This is a genomic window from Streptomyces sp. NPDC047869, from assembly GCF_040704065.1.
GTDB lineage: Bacteria > Actinomycetota > Actinomycetes > Streptomycetales > Streptomycetaceae > Streptomyces.
The window spans coordinates 20,253-41,088 of sequence record NZ_JBEYRK010000015.1 but is presented as its reverse complement, the minus strand read 5'-3'; the positions used below and the strand labels follow the sequence as shown (position 1 = coordinate 41,088).

At 71.7% G+C, this 20,836-nt stretch carries 20 protein-coding genes; 16 read left to right on the top strand and 4 right to left on the bottom strand.

Features of this window, described 5'->3' with window-relative positions; genetic code table 11:
* Window positions 1-32: 32 nt before the first annotated feature.
* Entirely contained in the window at window positions 33-503 is a 471-nt protein-coding gene (locus AB0924_RS20470) for a hypothetical protein (RefSeq protein WP_358928487.1), read from the bottom strand.
* A 114-nt stretch (window positions 504-617) separates the two neighbouring features.
* On the opposite strand from AB0924_RS20470, the gene AB0924_RS20465 reads away from it, so the two are divergent.
* The 4 genes from AB0924_RS20465 to AB0924_RS20450 all read left to right on the top strand — a co-directional run bounded on the left by AB0924_RS20465 (window position 618) and on the right by AB0924_RS20450 (window position 3,713).
* Window positions 618-956 (top strand): YnfA family protein, encoded by a 339-nt coding sequence (locus tag AB0924_RS20465; RefSeq protein WP_358928489.1) that lies wholly within the window; start codon window positions 618-620, stop codon window positions 954-956.
* Between the two features lie 52 nt (window positions 957-1,008).
* The gene (locus AB0924_RS20460) at window positions 1,009-1,785 is read left to right on the top strand and encodes an SDR family NAD(P)-dependent oxidoreductase (RefSeq protein ID WP_358928491.1); all 777 of its coding nucleotides are present in this window, start codon (window positions 1,009-1,011) and stop codon (window positions 1,783-1,785) included.
* Window positions 1,785-1,931, top strand: a complete 147-nt coding sequence (locus AB0924_RS20455) for a hypothetical protein (RefSeq protein ID WP_358928494.1) — start codon at window positions 1,785-1,787, stop codon at window positions 1,929-1,931. The genes AB0924_RS20460 and AB0924_RS20455 overlap by 1 nt, the downstream gene beginning before the upstream one ends.
* Before the next feature lie 117 nt (window positions 1,932-2,048).
* Window positions 2,049-3,713 carry an alpha/beta fold hydrolase gene (locus tag AB0924_RS20450; protein WP_366912104.1) on the top strand — a complete coding sequence of 555 codons (1,665 nt, stop codon included), beginning with the start codon at window positions 2,049-2,051 and terminating at the stop codon, window positions 3,711-3,713.
* A gap of 7 nt (window positions 3,714-3,720) precedes the next feature.
* Here the strand turns inward: AB0924_RS20450 and AB0924_RS20445 are convergent, their stop codons facing one another.
* Window positions 3,721-4,914, bottom strand: coding sequence for an RtcB family protein (locus tag AB0924_RS20445; RefSeq protein ID WP_366912103.1), 1,194 nt, complete (start codon window positions 4,912-4,914; stop codon window positions 3,721-3,723).
* Window positions 4,915-5,130: 216 nt separating this feature from the next.
* Between AB0924_RS20445 and AB0924_RS20440 the strand changes: the two genes are divergently transcribed.
* From AB0924_RS20440 to AB0924_RS20430, 3 genes are all read left to right on the top strand, one after another.
* Window positions 5,131-5,964: a DUF3558 domain-containing protein gene (locus AB0924_RS20440; RefSeq protein ID WP_366912102.1), complete on the top strand. Its 834-nt coding sequence runs from the start codon at window positions 5,131-5,133 to the stop codon at window positions 5,962-5,964.
* 128 nt (window positions 5,965-6,092) lie between these two features.
* Window positions 6,093-6,995 carry a DUF3558 family protein gene (locus AB0924_RS20435; protein WP_366912101.1) on the top strand — a complete coding sequence of 301 codons (903 nt, stop codon included), beginning with the start codon at window positions 6,093-6,095 and terminating at the stop codon, window positions 6,993-6,995.
* Window positions 6,996-7,094: 99 nt separating this feature from the next.
* Window positions 7,095-8,327 carry a DUF2637 domain-containing protein gene (locus tag AB0924_RS20430; protein WP_358928504.1) on the top strand — a complete coding sequence of 411 codons (1,233 nt, stop codon included), beginning with the start codon at window positions 7,095-7,097 and terminating at the stop codon, window positions 8,325-8,327.
* Between the two features lie 66 nt (window positions 8,328-8,393).
* Here the strand turns inward: AB0924_RS20430 and lysS are convergent, their stop codons facing one another.
* Window positions 8,394-10,136 carry a lysine--tRNA ligase gene (gene lysS / locus AB0924_RS20425; protein ID WP_366912100.1) on the bottom strand — a complete coding sequence of 581 codons (1,743 nt, stop codon included), beginning with the start codon at window positions 10,134-10,136 and terminating at the stop codon, window positions 8,394-8,396.
* A gap of 140 nt (window positions 10,137-10,276) precedes the next feature.
* Between lysS and argS the strand changes: the two genes are divergently transcribed.
* The 6 genes from argS (at window position 10,277) to AB0924_RS20395 (ending at window position 18,316) form a co-directional block, all read left to right on the top strand.
* A complete protein-coding gene (gene argS, locus AB0924_RS20420) occupies window positions 10,277-12,040 on the top strand; it encodes an arginine--tRNA ligase (RefSeq protein WP_366912099.1) in 1,764 nt (587 codons plus the stop codon).
* A gap of 69 nt (window positions 12,041-12,109) precedes the next feature.
* Window positions 12,110-12,985: a nucleic acid/nucleotide deaminase domain-containing protein gene (locus tag AB0924_RS20415; protein ID WP_358928510.1), complete on the top strand. Its 876-nt coding sequence runs from the start codon at window positions 12,110-12,112 to the stop codon at window positions 12,983-12,985.
* Between the two features lie 25 nt (window positions 12,986-13,010).
* On the top strand, window positions 13,011-14,747 hold the full coding sequence (locus AB0924_RS20410) for a hypothetical protein (protein WP_366912098.1): 1,737 nt from the start codon (window positions 13,011-13,013) through the stop codon (window positions 14,745-14,747).
* A gap of 85 nt (window positions 14,748-14,832) precedes the next feature.
* The gene (locus AB0924_RS20405) at window positions 14,833-16,518 is read left to right on the top strand and encodes a nucleic acid/nucleotide deaminase domain-containing protein (protein ID WP_358928514.1); all 1,686 of its coding nucleotides are present in this window, start codon (window positions 14,833-14,835) and stop codon (window positions 16,516-16,518) included.
* 20 nt (window positions 16,519-16,538) lie between these two features.
* The gene (locus AB0924_RS20400; protein ID WP_366912097.1) at window positions 16,539-17,087 is read left to right on the top strand and encodes an SUKH-4 family immunity protein; all 549 of its coding nucleotides are present in this window, start codon (window positions 16,539-16,541) and stop codon (window positions 17,085-17,087) included.
* Between the two features lie 80 nt (window positions 17,088-17,167).
* Entirely contained in the window at window positions 17,168-18,316 is a 1,149-nt protein-coding gene (locus tag AB0924_RS20395) for a hypothetical protein (protein ID WP_366912096.1), read from the top strand.
* Here AB0924_RS20395 and AB0924_RS20390 read toward each other — a convergent pair.
* Window positions 18,313-18,726: an ATP-binding protein gene (locus AB0924_RS20390; RefSeq protein ID WP_366912095.1), complete on the bottom strand. Its 414-nt coding sequence runs from the start codon at window positions 18,724-18,726 to the stop codon at window positions 18,313-18,315. The two genes, AB0924_RS20395 and AB0924_RS20390, sit on opposite strands and share 4 nt — an antisense overlap.
* Window positions 18,727-18,868: 142 nt before the next feature.
* Here AB0924_RS20390 and AB0924_RS20385 point away from each other — a divergent pair, with 142 nt between their 5' ends.
* Genes AB0924_RS20385 through AB0924_RS20375 form a run of 3 tightly spaced genes read left to right on the top strand, consistent with a single transcriptional unit; the run spans window position 18,869 to window position 20,796 of the window.
* A complete protein-coding gene (locus tag AB0924_RS20385; RefSeq protein WP_366912094.1) occupies window positions 18,869-19,654 on the top strand; it encodes a helix-turn-helix transcriptional regulator in 786 nt (261 codons plus the stop codon).
* A complete protein-coding gene (locus AB0924_RS20380) occupies window positions 19,651-19,899 on the top strand; it encodes a DUF397 domain-containing protein (protein WP_366912093.1) in 249 nt (82 codons plus the stop codon). The genes AB0924_RS20385 and AB0924_RS20380 overlap by 4 nt, the downstream gene beginning before the upstream one ends.
* 48 nt (window positions 19,900-19,947) lie before the next feature.
* Window positions 19,948-20,796 (top strand): DUF4253 domain-containing protein, encoded by an 849-nt coding sequence (locus AB0924_RS20375; protein WP_366912092.1) that lies wholly within the window; start codon window positions 19,948-19,950, stop codon window positions 20,794-20,796.
* The last annotated feature ends 40 nt before the right edge of the window (window positions 20,797-20,836 follow it).

Sequence of the window (20,836 nt, the reverse complement as noted above, 5' to 3'; positions counted from 1 at the left end):
CCCGGGGTCAGAAGGCGCACGCCTTCCCGGTGTCAGAAGGCGTATGCGTCCCCGGTGCCGAGGACCAGCACCTTCAGCCGGTCGTTCGTCCGGTCCCGGTCGACGGCGCCGCCGAGCCAGGCGGTGTCCACCTCCAGCGTCACCTCGGCCGGGTGCCCCTTCAGCCGCACCGCCACCGTGAGCCGCTCCCCCGTCGCGTCCGCCGCCAGCGCGCCGATCCCGCACACCACCGACCGCTCGTCCGTGCGGGCGCACCCCTGCGGCAGCCGCTGAACCTCGGCCAGCGGCACCGACCAGCGCAGCAGCACACTCGCGTCCGGCGTCGCGGCCGGCCCGTCGTTGCGCGGGGCGAGGGAGACCTCCACCCGGTCCCCGGTCATGACGGCGCTCCCGTGCAGCGCCAGATCGGCCTCGGGCTCCGGCATCGCCCCGGCCGGCCCGGCCCCGCTTCCGGCCACCACCAGGGCACCGCACGCACCCAGCACCCACGACCTCATCCGCATGCCGACCCACCTCGCGCTCACCGTCCGTGTCCGCCGTACGGATGTATGCCACGGAAACGGTCCGGCAGGCGCCCTCCAACAGGTGACACCACACCCGCGTGCGAAGCTGCCGTCATGCCGGTCCTCCGCTCCGCCGCCCTCTTCGTCGTCGCCGCACTCTTCGAGATCGGCGGCGCCTGGCTGGTCTGGCAGGGGGTGCGCGAACACCGCGGCTGGCTCTGGATCACCGGCGGGGTCCTCGCCCTCGGCGCCTACGGGTTCGTCGCCACCTTCCAGCCGGACGCCCACTTCGGCCGCGTCCTCGCCGCCTACGGCGGGATCTTCGTGGCCGGCTCGATCCTGTGGGGCGTGGTCGCCGACGGCTACCGCCCCGACCGCTGGGACATCGCCGGCGCGCTGATCTGCCTGGCCGGGATGGCGGTCATCATGTGGGCGCCCCGGAACGGCGCCTGAGGGCTCACTTACGCTGGACGGAACCGACCCGACGCAGTCCCAGGAGCAGCCCATGGCCACCGCAGCCCCGTCCGCCGCCTCCCGCATCGCCGTCGTCACCGGTGCGAGCAGCGGTATCGGCGCCGCCACGGCCCGGCAGCTCGCCCGGGCCGGCTACCGCGTCGTCCTCACCGCCCGCCGCAAGGACCGCATCGAGGCACTGGCCGAGGAGCTGAACACGGCCGGACACTCGGCTGCCGCCTACCAGCTCGACGTCACCGACCGCGCGGCCGTCGACGAGTTCGCGTCGGCCTTCCGGACGATCGGCGTCCTGGTCAACAACGCCGGCGGTGCCCTCGGCGCCGACCCGGTGGCCAGCGGCGACCCGGCCGACTGGCGCACCATGTACGAGACGAACGTCATCGGCACCCTCAACATCACCCAGGCACTGCTGCCCCGGCTGGAGGCGAGCGGCGACGGAGTGGTGGTCGTGGTGTCCTCCACCGCCGGCCACGGCACGTACGAGGGCGGCGCGGGCTACGTCGCCGCCAAGCACGGCGCCCACGTCCTCGCCGAGACGCTGCGCCTGGAGATCGTCGGCAAGCCGGTCCGCGTCGTGGAGATCGCGCCCGGCATGGTGAAGACCGAGGAGTTCGCCCTGACCCGCTTCGGCGGCGACACCGACCGGGCGGCGAAGGTCTACGAGGGCGTGGCCGAACCCCTCACCGCCGACGACGTGGCGGAGACCATCACCTGGGCGGTCACCCGCCCCAGCCACGTCAACGTCGACCTCCTCGTGCTGCGCCCGCGCGCCCAGGCGTCCAACACCAAGGTCCACAGGGAGTCGTGATGCCCGACGAGGACTCGCTCGAGAAGCGCCGGCTGGCCGAGGAGACGAGGAACGAACGCCAGGTCTGGTACTTCCTCGCCTACTTCCTCTTCGGCATCCACTTCGTGGCGTTCGTCATGATCTACGCCGTGCGCCACGCGAAGTAGCCCGCGCCCGCCTCCCTCCCCGCACCGGTTCCGCCATTCGGACGCGGCCGGCTGGCCCACAGCCGTGCCCCGCGATGTCGTGGTGCCGGACGGCCGCCGGCGTCCGGAGTCCGTCGCATGAGCGGCACGGGACGCCCGGCCGTGAAGGGAGACGGCATGGACATGGCCGGGGTCATACCGGGACGCAGGTGCTGGACCGCGGTCGTCGCGGTGATGGTGGCCTGTTCGACGGTCCTGACCGGAACGGACCGCGTGGCGGCGGGCGGACCGCCGGCACCCACCACGCCCGTCCCACGCCTGGACTGGCAACCCTGCGTCCCCGGCGGCCGGTTCGACTGCGCGAACGCGACGGTGCCGCTCGACTACGACGACCCCGGCGGCCGCACCGTCGAACTGGCCGTCGTACGGCACCGGGCCACCGGCCCCGGACGACGCGTCGGCACCCTCTTCTTCAACCCCGGCGGGCCCGGCGGCCCCGGCACCGTTCAGATGCCGCAGATCTACAAGTTCTTCCCGCGCGAGGTGCGGGAGCGGTTCGACATCGTGAGCTGGGACCCGCGCGGCGTGGGCAGCAGCACCGCCGTCGACTGCTTCGCCACCCGGCAGGAGGCCACCGCGTGGACGGAGGGCAAACCGGCCGGCGTCCCGGTGGGCGCGAAGGAGCGGGCGGACACGATCGCCGCGTACCGCGACCTGGCCCGGCGCTGCGAGCGGCGCGAACCCGAACTGCTGCGCCATGTGTCCACTGCGGACTCCGCCCGGGACCTCGACCTGCTCCGCCAGGCGGTGGGCGAGCCGCGGCTGACCTACCTCGGCATCTCCTACGGCACGTTCCTGGGCTCCACCTACGCCAACCTCTTCCCCGGCAAGATCCGCGCCATGGCCCTCGACAGCAACGTGGACGCGCGGGCGTACGCGGACGGCGCCCTCGGCGACGCCCCGGAAACGACGTTCCTGCGGCTGGGTTCGGACCGCAGCGCGGCCGAGGTGCTGGAGCGGTTCCTCACCCTGTGCGGGAGCACCACCACCGCCCGCTGCGCCTTCTCCGCGGGCGGCGCGCGGGCCACCCGGGAGAAGTTCGACGCGCTGATGCGGCGGCTGCGGACGCACCCCGTGGGCGACTGGACCTACGGCCGCACCGCCGCGCAGGTGGTGAGCGACCTCTACGTCGTCGATCCCGGCTGGGCCGATGCCGCCGGCACCCTGCAGCACCTCTGGCAGGGCCGGGCCCCGGAGCAGGCACAGCGCCCGGCCGCGCCGCCGGTCCCGCACCCGGATCCGTACCTGGGCGACGAGCAGGCCGCCGCGGTGCTCTGCGGCGAGAGCCCCAACCCGCGCGAGCCCGGCACCTACCACGCCCTGGAGGAGCGGGCGGCGGCCCGGGCGGGCGACGCCGGACGCGCCTGGGCCTGGGCCGCCGCGGGCTGCGTCGCCTGGCCGGCCGTCGCGGCCGACCGCTACAGCGGCCCCTGGAACCGCCCGACGGCCAACCCGCTGCTGCTGGTCGGCACCCGCTACGACCCCGCCACCCCCTACGCGGGCGCACGCGCCATGGCCGGGGAACTGGCCGACGCCCGGCTGCTCACCCTCGACGGCTACGGCCACACCGCGCTGACCAACCCCAGCGCCTGCGTCGCCAGGTACGAGAGCCGCTACCTGATCGACGGCACACTCCCCCCGCCCGGCACGACCTGCCACCAGGACACGGCCCCGTTCCCCGCCCCCACCCCGGTCGGCGCCGTCGCCACCGGCGGCGGAGCACTGGCCCGGACGCGTTCCTGAGCGGGCGTCAGCCCTTCACGCAGACGACCTGCTTCAGCTTGGCCACGACCTCGACGAGGTCCCGCTGCTGGTCGATGACCTGGTCGATCGACTTGTAGGCCCCCGGGATCTCGTCCACCACACCGGAGTCCTTGCGGCACTCCACACCCCGGGTCTGGTCCTCCAGGTCCTTGGTGGAGAACCGGCGCTTGGCCGCGTTTCGGCTCATCCGCCGGCCCGCGCCGTGCGAGGCGGAGTTGAAGGACCGGTCGTTGCCGAGGCCCTTCACGATGTAGGAACCGGTGCCCATCGAGCCCGGGATGATCCCGTACTCACCGGAGCCGGCCCGGATCGCGCCCTTGCGGGTGACCAGCAGGTCCATGCCCTCGTACCGCTCCTCCGCCACGTAGTTGTGGTGGCAGGAGATCTCCGGCTCGAAGACCGGCTTCGCCTTCTTGAACTCCTTGCGGATCACGTCCTTCAGGAGCGCCATCATCAGCGTGCGGTTGTACTTCGCGTACTCCTGCGCCCAGAACAGGTCGTTGCGGTAGGCCGCCATCTGCGGGGTGTCCGAGACGAAGACGGCGAGGTCGCGGTCGACCAGGCCCTGGTTGTGCGGGAGCCGCTGGGCCACGCCGATGTGGTGCTCGGCGAGTTCCTTGCCGATGTTGCGGGAGCCGGAGTGCAGCATCAGCCAGACGGCGCCGTCGGTGTCGGTACAGACTTCCACAAAGTGGTTGCCGCCGCCGAGCGTTCCCATCTGCTTGACCGCTCGCTCCTGACGGAACCGCACCGCCTCCGCGACCCCTCCGAACCGCCCCCAGAACTCGCTCCAGCCCGACGTGGCCAGCCCGTGGAACTCACCCGGCTCCACGGGGTCGTCATGCATCCCCCGCCCCACCGGAATCGCCTGCTCGATCTTCGACCGCAGCCGGGACAGGTCGCCCGGCAGGTCGTTCGCGGTCAGGGAGGTCCGTACCGCCGACATGCCGCAGCCGATGTCCACGCCCACCGCGGCCGGGCACACGGCGCCCCGCATCGCGATGACCGAGCCGACGGTCGCGCCCTTGCCGTAGTGGACGTCCGGCATCACGGCCAGGCCCTTGATCCACGGCAGGGTGGCGACGTTCTGGAGCTGGCGCAGGGCCACGTCCTCCACCGTCGCCGGGTCGGTCCACATCCGGATCGGCACCTTCGCGCCCGGCATCTCCACGTACGACATGGGTTCCTCATTCCCCCGGAAACAACAACAAAAGACTTAAGAACAGCAAAACGCAAAAGCGGCGACAAGGTCTATGAAAAAGGACAGGGGACCGTCGTTCACGGCAGTGCGTGCGGTACACATTGTCTCCAGGGAGCGCCCCGCGGCGGCAAGCGAATAACCAGCGGGGACCCTGGACCACGCAGCGAGCAGAGACCGTTCGAGAGGAGCCCGACCGTGCAGCGGAAGGCGTATGTGACCGGCACCGCCGCCCTCCTCGTGGCGCTGCTGGCCGGCTGCACGAGCGGTTCCGGGGACGACGGCCCCACCGACAACGCCAACCCCGGCAACGCCGGTACGGCCACGCCCGCCGCCCAGCCCGGCAAGTACCGCAGCCTCCCCGAGCCCTGCGGTGCGATCGACCACGACGCCCTCGACACCCTGCTGCCGGGCATCGGGCAGATCGCCGACCAGGACCAGCGGGAGAAGGCCTACCAGGGCGAGGCGACGCTCACCTACAACACCGACCGCAAGGTGGGCTGCCGTTGGAAGGCGTCGTCCGGTGCCGCCACCGACCGGCTCGCGGTCGACTTCGAGCGCGTGGTGTCCTACGACAACGCGGTGAGCGACGACGACCAGGCGCAGAAGCTGTTCCTTGAACAGCAGACGGCCGCCGACCTGCCCGAGCCGAGCGCCCCCGCCTCCGCCACCCCCACGACGCCCGGCCCCACGGCGAGCACGGGCGACGACGCCTCCCCGTCCGCCTCGGAGTCCCCCTCCGGGTCCGCCGCGGACTCCTCCTCCGGCGCCGCCGGCGCCCCGCCGGCCGAGCTGCAGCCCCGGGTGCTGCCCGATCTCGGTGACGAGGCGTATCTGGACGACCAGCTCAACACCTCCGGTTCGACGGCCGAACAGCGGACGGTGACTGTGGTGTTCCGCACGTCCAACGTCGTCGTCACCATCGAGTACGAGGAGCAGCCGATGGCGACGGGAACGGTCCCGGACAGCAAGGAACTGCAGGACAGGGCCCGGAAGCTGGCCTCCCAACTGGCTGACGCGCTCGGCGGATGACGGCCCCGGCGGCCTTGCGCGGCACCGCCCGCAAAGCGCGTGAAGGGAAACCGCACAGCTCCTTCACCGCGTACCGTGGGGCCCCGCAGGAACCCGCACGAACACCGAGTGTCACGAGTGAAGGAACCATGCAGCGAGCAGCTCAGCGAAACGACCGTGCCCATGACCAGCGAGCCAAGCGTCTGCGCCGCGCCCTTGTCTGCGCAGCGGCCGTTCCCGCGGTGCTGATCACCGCCGCCTGCTCCTCGGACTCGGACGGCTCCACGGACAAGGGCGGCGAGAGCGCGGCGCCGACCGCCGGCAGTGGTTCGGCGAAGCCTACGGCGAGCGCGTCCCCGAGCGTGCGGCCCGCCGCGTACCACAAGCTCCCCGCGCCGTGCTCGGTGCTGTCGAAGAAGACCCTGACCGATCTGGTGCCGAAGGGCGCCAAGGCGGGCAAGGAAGGCAGCAGCGACGACACCGCGTCCCGTTCCTCCTGCTCCTGGAACAGCCTGGACAACAACGGGGTCAAGGGCTCGCAGTTCCGCTGGCTGAACGTCTCCATGCTGCGCTTCGAGTCGGATGCCGGCCGGGGCTCCGGCGACAAGCAGGCGCACGCCTACCTCACTCAGCAGGTCGAGGACGCCAAGAGCGTCTCCGGCGCGAAGAACACCAGGACGGAGCCGGTCGCCGGGACGGGTGCCGAGGCGACGCTGGTGCGCTCCGACCTGAAGAAGAAGGAGGGCACCTTCAAGCAGCAGACGGTGGTCGCCCGGATCGAGAACGTCGTCGTCACGCTCGACTACAACGGCGCCGGCCTCGCGGGCGAGAAGACCCCGAGCGCGGACGACCTGGCGAAGGACGCGCAGAAGGCCGTCAAGGAGGCCGTCGGGGCCGTCTCGACGGCCAACGGCGGAGGTTCCGGTTCCGGCGCGGCCTCGGGCGGGGCCGCGTCCCCGTCCGCGTCCGCCTCGAAGTCCCCCTCGAAGCAGGCGTCCAAGTCGCCCTCGTCCGGCGCTTCTCCGTCCAAGTCGGCCGCGAAGAAGGGCTGACCCGGGTCACGTGCGCCGCACACGTGTGCCACTCTGTTGCGCGCAAGAACACGCAATGGGAGGGGATGACGAGTGGCCGCGCCAATGCAGCTGACTCGGATGCACCGCATACTCATCGGCGTGGTCGTGTCCGGCGCGCTGATCATCGCCGGCATCGGCTTCGCCGGTTCCTACGCGGCCGTCCGTGAACTGGCCTTGAAGAAGGGCTTCGGGAACTTCTCCTACGTGTTCCCGATCGGCATCGACGCGGGCATCTGCGTCCTGCTCGCCCTGGACCTGCTGCTGACCTGGATCCGCATCCCCTTCCCGCTGCTGCGTCAGACGGCGTGGCTGCTGACGGCGGCGACGATCGCCTTCAACGGCGCCGCCGCCTGGCCGGATCCGCTGGGCACGGGCATGCACGCGGTGATCCCGATCCTGTTCGTGGTCGCGGTCGAGGCGGCCCGGCACGCCATCGGCCGGATCGCGGACATCACGGCGGACAAGCACATGGAGGGCGTCCGCATCACCCGCTGGCTGCTCTCCCCGCTGCCCACGTTCCTGCTCTGGCGCCGCATGAAGCTGTGGGAGCTGCGCTCCTACGACCAGGTGATCAAGCTGGAGCAGGAGCGCCTGGTCTACCAGGCCCGGCTGCGTTCCCGGTTCGGCCGCGCCTGGCGCCGCAAGGCCCCGGTCGAGTCGCTGATGCCGCTGCGCCTGGCCCGCTACGGCGTCCCGCTCGCGGAGACGGCCCCGGCGGGCCTGGCGGCGGCGGGCATCGAACCGCTGCTCATACCGCCGGCTCCGCAGCCCCAGTTGACCGCTCCCGACGCCGCCGCGGCGGCGGGCGGCCGTGCCGCCGTGCCGGCGCCCGTCCCGCGGCAGGCGGGACCTGCCGGGCAGCAGCACCCCGAGCCCCCCGTGGACGAGGAGAGCCCCTGGTTCCACACTCCGCGCGAGGTGGACTACCACGGCGGCTACGACCCCGCGTACAACCCCGTCCCGGACCCCCAGTACGTCCCGGAGGAGGAGTACGAGGGCTGGTACGACGAGCAGCCGGTGGAGCAGTTCCAGCAGCCCTCCCCCGAGGAGACCGGCAGCTTCCCGATCCCGGTGGGCCCCAACCGCACCCGCGAGCTCGGCGAGGGCGGTGGCCCGCCGGAGCCGGACGAGAACGCGTACTACCAGGTCTTCCGCCAGTCGATCGACGGCAGCTACCCCACGCCCCGCGTGCTCGGTGACAACATCGAGGCGACGTACGGCAACACGCTGAGCCCCAGCACCCTGAAGGAGCTCGCGGAACGCTTCCAGCAGCGCCACACGGCGGAGATGGAGGAGGACCACATCGCCTGACGGCGGCGCGCGAAGACGCAGAAGAGGGGCCCTCGTGACGAGGGCCCCTCTTCGTGTCCGCTTCCCCTACTCCCCGAGCAGGGCCCGCACCCGCTCCTGGCCCACGGCGAGCAGCAGCGTGGGCAGTCGCGGCCCGGTGTCCCGGCCGACCAGCAGGTGGTACAGCAGGGCGAAGAACGTCCGCTGGGCGGTCTTGATCTCCGGCGGCAGCTCCTTGGGCGTGGCGTCGGCCGCGAATCCGGCCTGCACCTTGGGCACGCCGTAGACGAGGTGGGTCAGCCCGTCCAGCGACCAGTGCTCGGCGAGCCCGTCGAGCAGCAGCCGCACCGACTGCTGGGAGGCCTCGTCGAGGGACTTCAGAAGCTCGGCGTCGGGCTCGGCGCGGACGATGGTGCGCTGGTCGGCGGGGACGTGGGTGTTGATCCACGCCTCGGCCTTGTCGTACCGGGGCCGCACCTCGTCGAGCGAGCCCAGCGGCTGCTCGGGGTCCAGCTCGCTGAGGATGCGCAGCGCCTGGTCCTCGTGCCCGGCGGTGATGTCGGCGACGGACGCGAGCGTGCGGTACGGCAGCGGACGCGCGGTCCGCGGCAGCTCGGCGGCGGCCGTGCCCACGGCCCGCGTGTACGCGGCGACGTCACCGGGGAGCGCGGAACCGTCGGCGACCTTGCCCGCGAGCTTGTCCCACTCGTCGTAGAGCCGCTGGATCTCCTGGTCGAAGGCGATCTTGAAGGACTGGTTCGGCCGGCGCCGGGCGTACAGCCAGCGCAGGATCTGCGGTTCCATGATCCGCAGGGCGTCGGCCGGGGTGGGCACGCCACCGCGCGAGGACGACATCTTCGCCATGCCGGAGATGCCGACGAAGGCGTACATCGGGCCGATGGGCTGCTTGCCGCCGAAGATCCCGACGATCTGCCCGCCCACCTGGAAGCTGGACCCCGGGGACGAGTGGTCGACGCCGCTCGGCTCGAAGACGACGCCCTCGTACGCCCAGCGCATCGGCCAGTCGACCTTCCAGACCAGCTTGCCGCGGTTGAACTCGCTCAGCCGGACCGTCTCGGTGAAGCCGCAGGCGGTGCAGGTGTACGCCAGCTCGGTGCTGTCGTCGTCGTAGGAGGTGACGGTCGTCAGGTCCTTCTCGCAGTTGCCGCAGTACGGCTTGTACGGGAAGTAGCCGGCGGTGCCGGAGCTGCCGTCGTCCTCGGCGGCGGCGCCCGAGCCCTCCTCGGCCTCCAGTTCGGCCTCGTCCACCGTCTTCTGCTGCTGCTTCTTGGCGGGGGCCTTCTTCGTCCGGTACTGGTCGAGGATGGCGTCGATGTCACCGCGGTGCTTCATGGCGTGCAGGATCTGCTCGCGGTAGACACCGGAGGTGTACTGCTCCGTCTGGCTGATCCCGTCGAACTCCACACCCAGCTCGGCCAGCGAGGCGATCATCGCGGCCTTGAAGTGCTCCGCCCAGTTCGGGTACGCCGACCCCTTCGGCGCCGGCACCGAGGTCAGCGGCTTGCCGATGTGCTCGGCCCAGGACTCGTCGACGCCCGCGATCCCGGCCGGGACCTTGCGGTACCGGTCGTAGTCGTCCCAGGAGATCAGGTGCCGGACCCGGCGGCCGCGGCGGCGGATCTCGTCGGCGACCAGGTGCGGGGTCATGACCTCGCGCAGGTTGCCGAGGTGGATCGGACCGGACGGGGAAAGACCGGACGCGACGACCACCGGTTTGCCGGGGGCCCGTCGCTCCGACTCCTCGATGACGTCGTCCGCGAAACGGGAGACCCAGTCGGCGGTCTCGGTGCTCTGAGCCACGATCGGCACGTCCTTCTTTCTGAACGCTTCTTGAACGGGGTGACCGTCCCATTCTCCCAGACCGCCTCGCGACCGGGAAAACCCCTTTGCCCCCCATGGGATACTGGCCGGGTCTATCCATCCCCACGAGGAGAACGGCACCCCTTCCTATGGCCTCGGTCACGTCCCTCAGCGATTCCGTCCAGCAGCGCCTCGCGTCCGCCCTCTCGGCCACCCTGCCGGAGGCCGCCGACGCGGACCCGCTGCTGCGACGAAGCGACCGGGCGGACTTCCAGGCCAACGGGATCCTGGCGCTCGCCAAGAAGGCCAAGGCCAACCCGCGGGAGCTGGCGGCCCAGGTCGTCGCCGGGGTCGAGTCGGGTGACGTGATCAAGGACATCGAGGTCTCCGGACCCGGCTTCCTGAACATCACGGTCTCCGACCGGGCGATCATCTCGAACCTGGCCGCGCGGTACGCGGACGACACCGGCCGCCTCGGCGTGCCGCAGGCCGCGAACCCGGGCACGACGGTGATCGACTACGCCCAGCCGAACGTGGCGAAGGAGATGCACGTCGGTCACCTGCGTTCCGCGGTGATCGGCGACGCGGTCGTCCAGCTCCTGGAGTTCGCGGGCGAGAACGTGGTCCGGCGCCACCACATCGGCGACTGGGGCACCCAGTTCGGCATGCTCATCCAGTACCTGGAGGAGCACCCGCACGAGCTGGACCACAAGGACGCCCAGGTGACCGGCGAGGAGGCGATGTCGAACCTCGACCGCCTCTACAAGGCCGCGCGCAGGCTGTTCGACTCCGACGAGGAGTTCAAGACGCGGGCCCGGCGGCGGGTGGTCGACCTCCAGGCGGGCGACCCGAAGACCCTCGCCATGTGGCAGAAGTTCGTGGACGAGTCGAAGATCTACTTCTTCTCCGTCTTCGAGAAGCTGGACATGGAGATCCGCGACGCCGACATCGTCGGCGAGTCCGGTTACAACGACATGCTCGCCGAGACCTGCCGGCTCCTGGAGGAGTCGGGCGTCGCGGTCCGCTCGGAGGGCGCGCTGTGCGTCTTCTTCGACGACATCAGGGGCCCGGACGGCAACCCGGTCCCGCTGATCGTGCAGAAGTCGGACGGCGGCTACGGCTACGCGGCGACCGACCTCTCCGCGATCCGCGACCGCGTGTTCAACCTGAAGGCGGACACGCTGCTGTACGTCGTCGACGCCCGCCAGGCGCTGCACTTCCGGATGGTCTTCGAGACCGCCCGCCGGGCCGGCTGGCTCAACGAGGACGTCAAGGCGCAGCAGCTCGCGTTCGGCACGGTCCTCGGCAAGGACGGCAAGCCGTTCAAGACGCGTGAGGGCGAGACGGTCCGCCTGGTCGACTTGCTGGACGAGGCGATCGAGCGTGCGTCGGCCGTGGTCCGCGAGAAGGCGCAGGACCTCTCCGAGCGGGAGATCGCCGAGCGCGGCACCCAGGTGGGCATCGGCGCGGTGAAGTACGCGGACCTGTCGACGTCGGCGATCCGGGACTACAAGTTCGACCTGGACCAGATGGTCTCGCTGAACGGCGACACCAGCGTGTACCTGCAGTACGCGTACGCCCGTATCCAGTCCATCCTGCGCAAGGCCGGCGAGGTCCGCCCGGCCGCGCACCCCGGGCTGGAACTGGCGGAGGCCGAGCGCGCGCTGAGCCTGCACGTGGACGGGTTCGCGGAGACGGTGCGGGAGGCGGCCACGGAGTACGCCCCGCACAAGCTGGCCGCGTACCTGTACCAGCTCGCGTCGCACTACACGTCGTTCTACGACAAGTGCCCGGTGCTGAAGGCCGAGACGCCGCAACTGGTGGAGAACCGCCTCTTCCTGTGCGACGTGACGGCCCGCACCCTGCACCAGGGCATGGCCCTGCTGGGTATCAGGACGCCCAAGAAGCTCTGACCGGCACCCCGTAGAGTCTGTGGAGACCCGTCTCCACCGCACAGATCTCCACAGACTCGAGGGAGCCCGATGTCCGAGCGAGTCCCCGGTCCGGCCACGGCCCACTTCGGCGAGGACGGCATGCGCCGGTTCACGGTGCCCGCCTCGTACGGCATCCAGCTCCCCGACGCGGCGGCCGCGGCCCTCGCCACCACCGGGGTTCCGCTGCACGTGGCGCCGTACTTCACCGCGGCGGACAGCACCGACGGACCGACCCTGGGCATGACCGCCGGGCACCGGGGGCTCCGCGCGCCCGCCGGACAGGAGAACTGGCTGCGCGTCGGCACCGATCCGCTGGCCCACCTGTGCGTGCGGCCGGACGGCGCGGTGCAGGCGGTGTTCCTGGAGATCGGGGAGGACGACATGTTCGTCAGCTCCGGCGTGGAGGCCTTCAACGCCTCGCTGGTGGCGCTGGACCGGCGCCTGCCGGTGATCGCCGCGTCGACCGGTCTGCCGGTGGCCGCCGCCGCGTTCCGTGAACTCAACGCCGAACTCAGGCAGATCGACGCGGCCGCCTTCGAGGACCGCGAGAGCTGGTGGCCGAGGGTGCTGGACGATGTGCGGCACACGCTCAACTTCCCGTTCTCGTCGGCCTTCGAGTACGTCGACGCGTCCGGTGCCAAGCAGATCGTCACGGACGCGACCGGACCGGGCCGTGCGCACCCCGAGGAGCTGCTCTGGCAGCGCCTGCGCGCCGAGGGGATCGCGCCGGAGCAGGTGCGGCGCGTCTACTGCGAACTGGAACCCTGCGTGATGCCGGGCCACTACTGCGCCATGTGGCTCCAGGCGACCTTCCCGCACGCGGAGTTCACCCACAGCTTCGACTACGGTTCCACCGCCGAGTCGCGGGAGGCGGGGCTCAAGGAGCTGATCACGTACGCCGCCGAGCGGTCGGACCGCGGCTGACGGCGCGGCGGACGGGGGAGGGCTCGTGACCGAGGAGAAGTGGGGACGCCCGGCGGCGGGACGCGAACCGGCCGCCGCCGCGCTGCTGGCCTGGCTGGCGGACCCGGACGCACCGCGGCTGTGCCTGGTCACCGGCGGCGCGGGCTGCGGCAAGTCGACCCTGCTGGCCTGGCTGGTGGGGCACGGCACCCGGCCGGGCGGGCGCCCGGAACGCCGGGTGCACGGCTTCGTCCCGCTGGCCGGGGAGAGCGCGCTCACGGCCACCTGGACCCTGGCCGGGCAACTGCTGCTGGCCGCGCGCACACCGGGCGAACTGGTCGACGCGCTGGCCGCCGACGGCCGCCGTACCGTGCTGGTCCTGCCGGACCTGCACGCGGCCGACGACCCGGCGACGGTCACGGAACTCGTCCTGGAGCTGCTGAAACTGGACCACGTCCGCCTGGTCGTGGAGGCGCGCGACGGAAGCGAGCCCGCACGCGGCCTGCCGGCCACGCGTCCGGCGGTGCTGAACCTGGACGAGCCGCGGTGGACCGATCCGGAGCGGTACGCGGTGTGGGCGGCGCGGCGGCCCGCGGCCCGGCCCGCCGGGCACGAGGCGGGACCGCAGTCCCCGCCCGTCGACCTGGACGACCCCGCCGCGGTCTGCGCCGCCGACCCCTGGCAGGTGTCCCGCCGGTACGAGCGCTCCGGGCACGGGCACGGCGGACTGCGTGCGGCCTGGATGCGCGCGGGGGCCTCGCTGACGCACGAGGGGACGAGCCCCGCCATGCGCGCCCTGGTCCTCCTGTCGGCCCTTGGCGACGACGCCGACCCGAGGCTTCCGGGCGGCCTCGCCCAACTGTCCGGGGGCACCGGCTGGCAGGTCGTCTGGCGCCGGGTGCGCGGCGACGTCCGGCCGCCGTGGCCGGGCCCGGCCCGCGCCCTCGCGGCCGGTCCCGGGGAACTCGCCGGGAAGACCCTCGTCGCCGACCACCAGGGCACGGTCCGCCTGCTGAACGAGGCGGACGCCGCACCGGCCGGCCGCCTGCCGGAACCCGTGCGGCAGCCGCGCGCCCTGGCCGCGATGCCCGACGGAACGGCCCTCGTCCTGGACGCGCTGGGTGCCGTACGCGGCCTGCGGGCGCCCTCCGCGCCGGGCCCGTCCGGCCTCACGGCCCTGCTGGACGACGGCCCGACGCCGGTGGAACGACTGCTCACGGCGGTGGCGGCTCAACTGCCGGGCCCGTCGACGGCCTTGTCGTGCGCCGGGGGGCTGCTCGCCGTGGCGGACGGCAGCGGCGAAGTGCACGCGCTCGTACAGCCGGACGGTGAGGCGGAGCCGCGGTCGCACACCGCGGCACCGCACCGGGGCGCGGTGACCGCCCTGGCGGCCCTGCGCCTGCCGGCCTCGGAGACCGATGCCCCGGGCGCCCCGGGCGTCCCCCTGATCTACAGCGGCGGCGCGGACGGCACGGTGCGCGTCTGGGGCCCGGGCGCGGACCCCCTCCCCTCCCCCGTCCGGTCGCGCTCGTGCCCCGTGACGGCCCTGGCGGCCGGGGTGACGGACTCCGGGCCGGTGCTGGCCATCGGCTGGGCGGACGGCCTGGTGGAACACCACCACCTGGACGACGGCACGGTCCGCGCCTTCCGTCCCGGACCCCCCGTCCATGCGCTCGCCGTGACGCCCACGGGTCTTGTGCACATCGGCACGGACGAATCCCTGGTGACCCTCCGCCCTGTCCGAGACGGGGTGGCGGGCCGCCCCGTCACAGTCGTGCCATAGAACGCGCCGCCGCCTTGCGCCCCAACACCCGTCACTAGTTAGTCTCTTCGTACTCATACGACGAGATGAGGGGGCGTCACGGGGGATGGGTTACACGATTCCGGGTTGGCTCGACGAGGTCCTGGACTTCATCGGCATCAACTTCCCGAACGTCGACGAGGACGACTACCGCGAGATGGCCGACGCCATGCGGGACTTCGCCGACAAGTTCGAGGGGCACGGGGCGGACGCCCACAAGACGGTGGAACGCATCATCTCCTCGTCGCAGGGCTGGGCCGTCGAGTCGATGCAGAAGCACTGGGCGCAGGTGAAGGCCGGCCACCTGGACAAAATTCCTGAACTGGCACGGCTGTTCGCCGACGCCTGTGATGTCGTCGCGGACATCATCTTCGGGATGAAGACCAAGGCCGAGGCCGAACTCGCCATCATGGCGGGCTCCCTGGGCATCTCCCTGGGTCTGGCGGTGGTCACCGGCGGTCTGTCCGCGGTCATCGGCGCGGCGGAGACGGCGGCCATGCGCCAGCTCATCAAGCGCATCATCGACGAGGCGGCCGACCGGATCGTCGACGAGCTGATCGCCCGGGTCACCGCGCCGGTCAACGCCAAGCTGGAGGCGATGATCGAGGACGCGGTCCTGAACATGGTCGACGACGCCTTCTCCCTGCCGCCGGCCCCCAGCGCCCCCGGCACCCCGGGCAGCGGCGGCAACGAGGGCGGTCACGGCCCCGGCCACGGCCACGGCGGCATGCAGCTCGCGTCCGCGGGCGGCCCGGGCGGCATGGAACTCGCGTCGGCCGGCGGCGGTTCGGGTTCGGGCTCGGACCTCTTCATCGACCACGACGAGTTCGAGTTCGGTGCCGGCAAGCTCTCCGCCCACGGCAGCGACCTCCACCTGGTCAGCTCCTCCCCCCTCGGCCGCGCCAAGGGCGCCTTCAACCGCACCAAGGGCCGCGACCCCTTCACCCAGGTCTTCGACTCCATGCTCCACGGCGCCCTGAAGGGCTCCGAGAAAGCTCTCGGCAAGGTCGCCAAACACCTCACCGAGACCGTCCCGGACCGTGTGAAGGCGACCTCCCGCATCCACAAGGGCAACGACCTGGACATCGGGGACCGGGTCAAGGCGATCGAGACCCACAAGGGACGGGACGAGCACGGCAACCCCAGGATGTACGTCCTGAACGCCGACGGTTCCGTGGACCGGCTGATGCCGGACGGCACCATACCGGCGAAGGGCACCGCCGGGCACGACGCCGAGGACCGGATGAACCTCGCGAACATCGCCCCGAACGGCACGGTGTGGCGGCCCAGCACGAAGTCCGAGCGGGAGAGGTGGCAGACCCCCTCCGGCCACGAGGGCAAGGTGACGTCGCGGAAGATCGATCCCGCCACGAGCGACCTGGCGCAGGCGACTCAACTGGCCCGCAAGGCGCACGACTACTACAAGGGCAGGAACTACGCGGCAGGCCGGTACATCGACCCGCAGAGCGGCCGGGAGATGATCCTCGTCGCACGGAGCGGCAACGGATTCCACTCGGAGCGCGCTCTGGGGCACCCCCTGCTGCACACCGGGAACGCAGGCGGACTCAGGGAGGCGTTCACCGAGAGAGCGCCCTGCCAGAAGAGTCCCCGCTGCGAGCGCTGGCTCGACGCGTTCTTCCCCGGCACGGATGTCACGCACACCGCCGACTACGACCAGAGCGACCCGTCGACGCAGGACAAGCAGCACCGCACCTACCGGCAGAACCTGGAGCGGCTCCTCGGCAAGAAGTGAGTCACGGTAGCGTGCCGGACATGAAGTACGCAGTGAGTGGCGAAGAGCTCATCCGGCTGTTCGGCCTGGACGGCGTCAACTACTTCCCGCTGGTGACGGACGGCGGACTGCACCCGCCCACGGCGGAGTTCCTCGCCTTCGTGGGCCTGCCCACCGACAACACGTTCGTTTCACGCGCCGAGCCGGAGAACGCCTCCCCCGCCCCGACGGAACTCGGTCCCCTCTTCGACGAGCGGGGCAGCGCATGCCCTCCGGAACGGCGCGGCTGGGTCGTGCTCGGTTATCTCGTCACGGGTCTGGTGGTCCTCGACCCGGTGTCGGGAAGCGTCCATTCCTACCCCGAGGGCGAAGAGGAAGGGCGGTTGCTCCACCGCGACGTCGAATCGCTCGTCTTCACGCTGTGCGCCTTCCGCAGGCTGGTCGACGCCTACGCCGAGGACGAGGACGAGGTGGAGGAGCACGCCCACGAGTTCCGCCAGGCCGTCACCGCCGTGGACCCCACCCCGCTGGGCGATGAGGACACCGAGTGGAACCGCCTCCTCGACGAGGTCCTGGACGGCATGTGGTGAAACGGCATGCGGTGAAGGCGGCGGCGCCCACGGATCCGGCCGGAGCGCGCGGTGCGGCGGAGAGGCTGCCGGTCGAGTAGATGCCTGAGCATGCCTACGACGAGGTGCTGGCCGCGCTGGCCTCGGCACCGGACGAGGAGTCGCGCCGCCGCCTCGGCCGCGCGTTCTCGTCGTTCGGTGCGGTCGACCGCTACGTCGAAGCCCTGAAGCATCCCTCCGCCCCGGTACGCGAGTTCGCCGCCCGGGGCATCGAGTCCGCGTGCTCGGTGGCCTACGGCAGGAAGCCGGATCCGGCCGTGGACCACGACCGGGTGATCGACGCCCTGATTCCGCTGCTCGCCGATCCGGACGGCGGAGTGGCTGAGTGGGTGCGGTGGGTGCTGAGCACGCTGGGCCCGGCAGTGGTGGATCCGCTGCGGCGCGTGCGCGCCCGGGGGCCGCGACGGCTTCGGCCGGCCGCGCTGTCCGTGCTCGCGGCCGTCGACGGCGAGGAGGCCCTGTCGGCGGTGGACCGTGCCGCAGTGGAGCGGCTGATCCGCATCAAACTGCTCGACGACCGGGCCCAGCCCCTGGACACCTGCTTCACGTCCTGGATCGCCGTCCCCGGCGGCGACCAGCGAGCGATCACCGAGGTGCTCGGTCTCTTCGAGGTCAGGCCCGCCACTTTCGCGCTGGGCCGCAGCGTCGGTGTCCACGACAGCCACGACGGCGCCGAGTACGGCAGGGTCTACGTCACCCCGCGAGTGGACGGGTGGACGCTGGTGCTCGGCCCCTGGTGCAACCCCGTCGACCCGCAGCGCGCGGACGACGTGCTGCGGATCGTCGAGGAACTGAGCCGCCGCCACGGCCGGGCCCAGGCCTACTGCTTCGGTGAGCAGGGCGGCGGTTCGGGCTGGCTCGTCGCCGAGAACGGCAACGCCGTGCGCCGCCTCAGCGCCACCGGGAGGAACGACGACGCGCGGTTCGCGCTGGGCGGCCTGCTGCCGGAGGAGCGCGACGCGGCGGCGGAGGAAGGCGTCGCGGTGCCGGGCGATGCCCGCGCCGGCGAGGAGGACGGCGAGGAGTGGGCGGACCTCGCCCCCTACCTCGCACCGGACCTGGCCCAGCGGCTGGGGGTGAGCCCCTTCGACCTGGGCCCGCACACCGAGGTGCGCGGGGCGGGATTCGTGGCCCTCACCCCGCACGCGCGGGAGCACGGGAGGCCGGCCACGGGGGCCTACGCCATCTAGGGAGCGGCGAACTCGCACCACACGAGCTTCCCGGGGGCCCGCGTTCCGACGCCCCACTTGTCGGCGAGGGCGGAGACCAGCAGCAGCCCCCGCCCGCCCTCCTGCCCGTCTCCCCCGGCCTCCTCCACGATGCGCGGCACACCGGCCCCGCTGTCGTGCGCCTCGGCCCGTACGACCGCCCCGTCGTAGCGCAGCCGCAGCAGGAAGCCCCGCCCCGGCGGCACCCCGTGCACCAGCGCGTTCGTCGCCAGCTCGCTCACGCAGAGCGTCACGTCTTCGGCCCGCCGCCATTCGGTGAGCCCCCAGTAGGTCAGCGACCACTCGGTGAACCGTCTGGCAGCGGGCACCGAGCGGCGACTCCGGCCGAAGAACTGGTCACGCTGGTAGGCAACTTCGGTCTGTGCGTTCACAAGGCGAAGATCGCGCGGAGTGACTAGTGTCGTTCAGTGGGTAATCCCGTACAACGTGTTTGTACGGGTTCGTACGGGGTCGTGTACGCCCATGCCTGGGGAGTTCAGCGGTATGACGCCTACACGGAGGAACCACTCGGCCATGCGGATGCTGGGCCGTCAACTCGCCACCGCACGCCGGGCGGCGGGCCTGAGCCAGTCCGGCCTGAGCGCCGCGCTGAACATCAACGAGGAGACGATCGCGTCGATCGAACAGGGCCGGCGCACCCTGAAGCCCGACATCGCCGAGATCTTCGACGACTTCCTCGGCACCAAGGGGACGCTGGCCGCGGGCGTGGCCAACCTGCCCGAGGTCGACCAGTTCCCACTGTGGGCCGAGGAGTACATGGACCAGGAGCGGGTGGCCATCGCGTTGTCGTGGTACGACGCGCTGGTGGTTCCGGGGCTGCTCCAGAGCGAGCCCTATGCACGAGCGGTGCTGCTGAACCGCGTCCCGGCGTACGACGAGGAGCAGTTGGAGACGACGCTCAGGCTGCGCATCAACCGGCAGGAAATCCTGCGCCGCAAGTGCCCGCCGACACTGAGCTTCGTGATCTGGGAGCCCGCACTGCGCTTGCGGATCGGCTCGGAGGAGGTACGCGGCGAGCAGCTCAGGTTCCTGCGTGAGATGGCTGAACTGCCTTGCGTGGCGCTTCAGATCCTGTCGGTGGAGAGCCCCTTCCATGCGGGGCTCAACGGGCCGTTCACGCTCCTTGAGACGCCTGATCACCAGCACGTGGCATACACCGAGTCGCAACGCGGCAGCCAGTGGGTCTCCGACCCGGAAGAGGTGTCCATCCTCGCGCGCAAGTATGCGATGCTGCGAACACAGGCCCTGACCACCCAGGATTCGGTGGGTCTGCTCGACCACATGCTAGGAGAGCAATGAGCGCCGTAGCACTTCAGTGGTTCAAGTCGACGTACAGCGGTGACGAAGGCGGACAATGTCTCGAAGCCGCCTACTCCTGGTTCAAGTCGTCCTACAGCAGCCGCGAGGGTGGCCAGTGCCTCGAAGTGGCTGCCTCCCCCCTGGCGATCCACATCCGCGACTCCAAGCAGCGGCCCGTCGCCGACGGCCCCATGCTGCGCCTCTCCCCCGCGACGTGGGCCGCCTTCACCTCGTCTCTCAAGTGACCCTGCTGGTCAGCGGCGTTGTCAGTGGCTGCTCCTAGAGTCACTGACATGGCGACTCTTCCCAACCCGCTGCCCTCTCTGGCGACCGATCCCAGCGGACGTTCCCTCGGACTTCGGCTCCCGCCCGGCAGGCTGGTCGACGCGACGGCCGACGGCCCCTGGCACGAGCCGCTGCTGTGGCACGCGGAGAAGCAGGCCGCGCCCGGCACCTGGGCCGCGCTGGGCGCGCCTGCCTCGCGGGCGGGTCTGCTGCCGGTCCTCGTGGAGCTGGGCGGCACCCAGGGCGGACCGGACGACTGGGAGCTGATGCCCGGTGACATGTCCTACCCCGGTGACCACGACCCGGAGGAGGTCCTCGCGGAGTACTGGGGCGACGAAGGGGCCGAGGACGACCCCGACGCCGAGCCGGAGGCCGGGTTCGACGAGGAACTGGCCGCGCTGCTGGAGCCGTTCGGGGCCGCGTGGCCGGGCCTCGCCCCGGCCGGCGTGCTCAGCGCCGACCCGGGCACGAGGGCCGCGCAGGTGGCCGATTCCCTGGCCGAGGGGACGTGGCTCAAGGACACCCGCCTGGCCCTCGTCCCGGCCCGGCGCTCCGCCGACATCCCGGCCGCCATCGGCTGGGCGGGGCCCCTCAACCACGAGAACGACGTGGCGCGCCTGTGCGCGGTCCTGCGCTCCTGGGAGGACCGCTTCGGCATACGCGTCGTAGCCCTCGGCTTCGACGTCCTGGTGCTGTCGGTGGCCGCACCGCCGAGCACCCTGGCCGACGCCGAGGCCCTGGCGGCGGAGCACTTCGCCTTCTGCCCGGACAACATCACCCAGGGCGGTCCGGGTGGCCTGCGCGCCTACGCCAAGAACCTCGTCGACGAGCCGAGCTGGACCTTCTGGTGGGACTGACCCCCGGCGGCGTCCCCCGGTGAGCTCTGCCGCACATGCC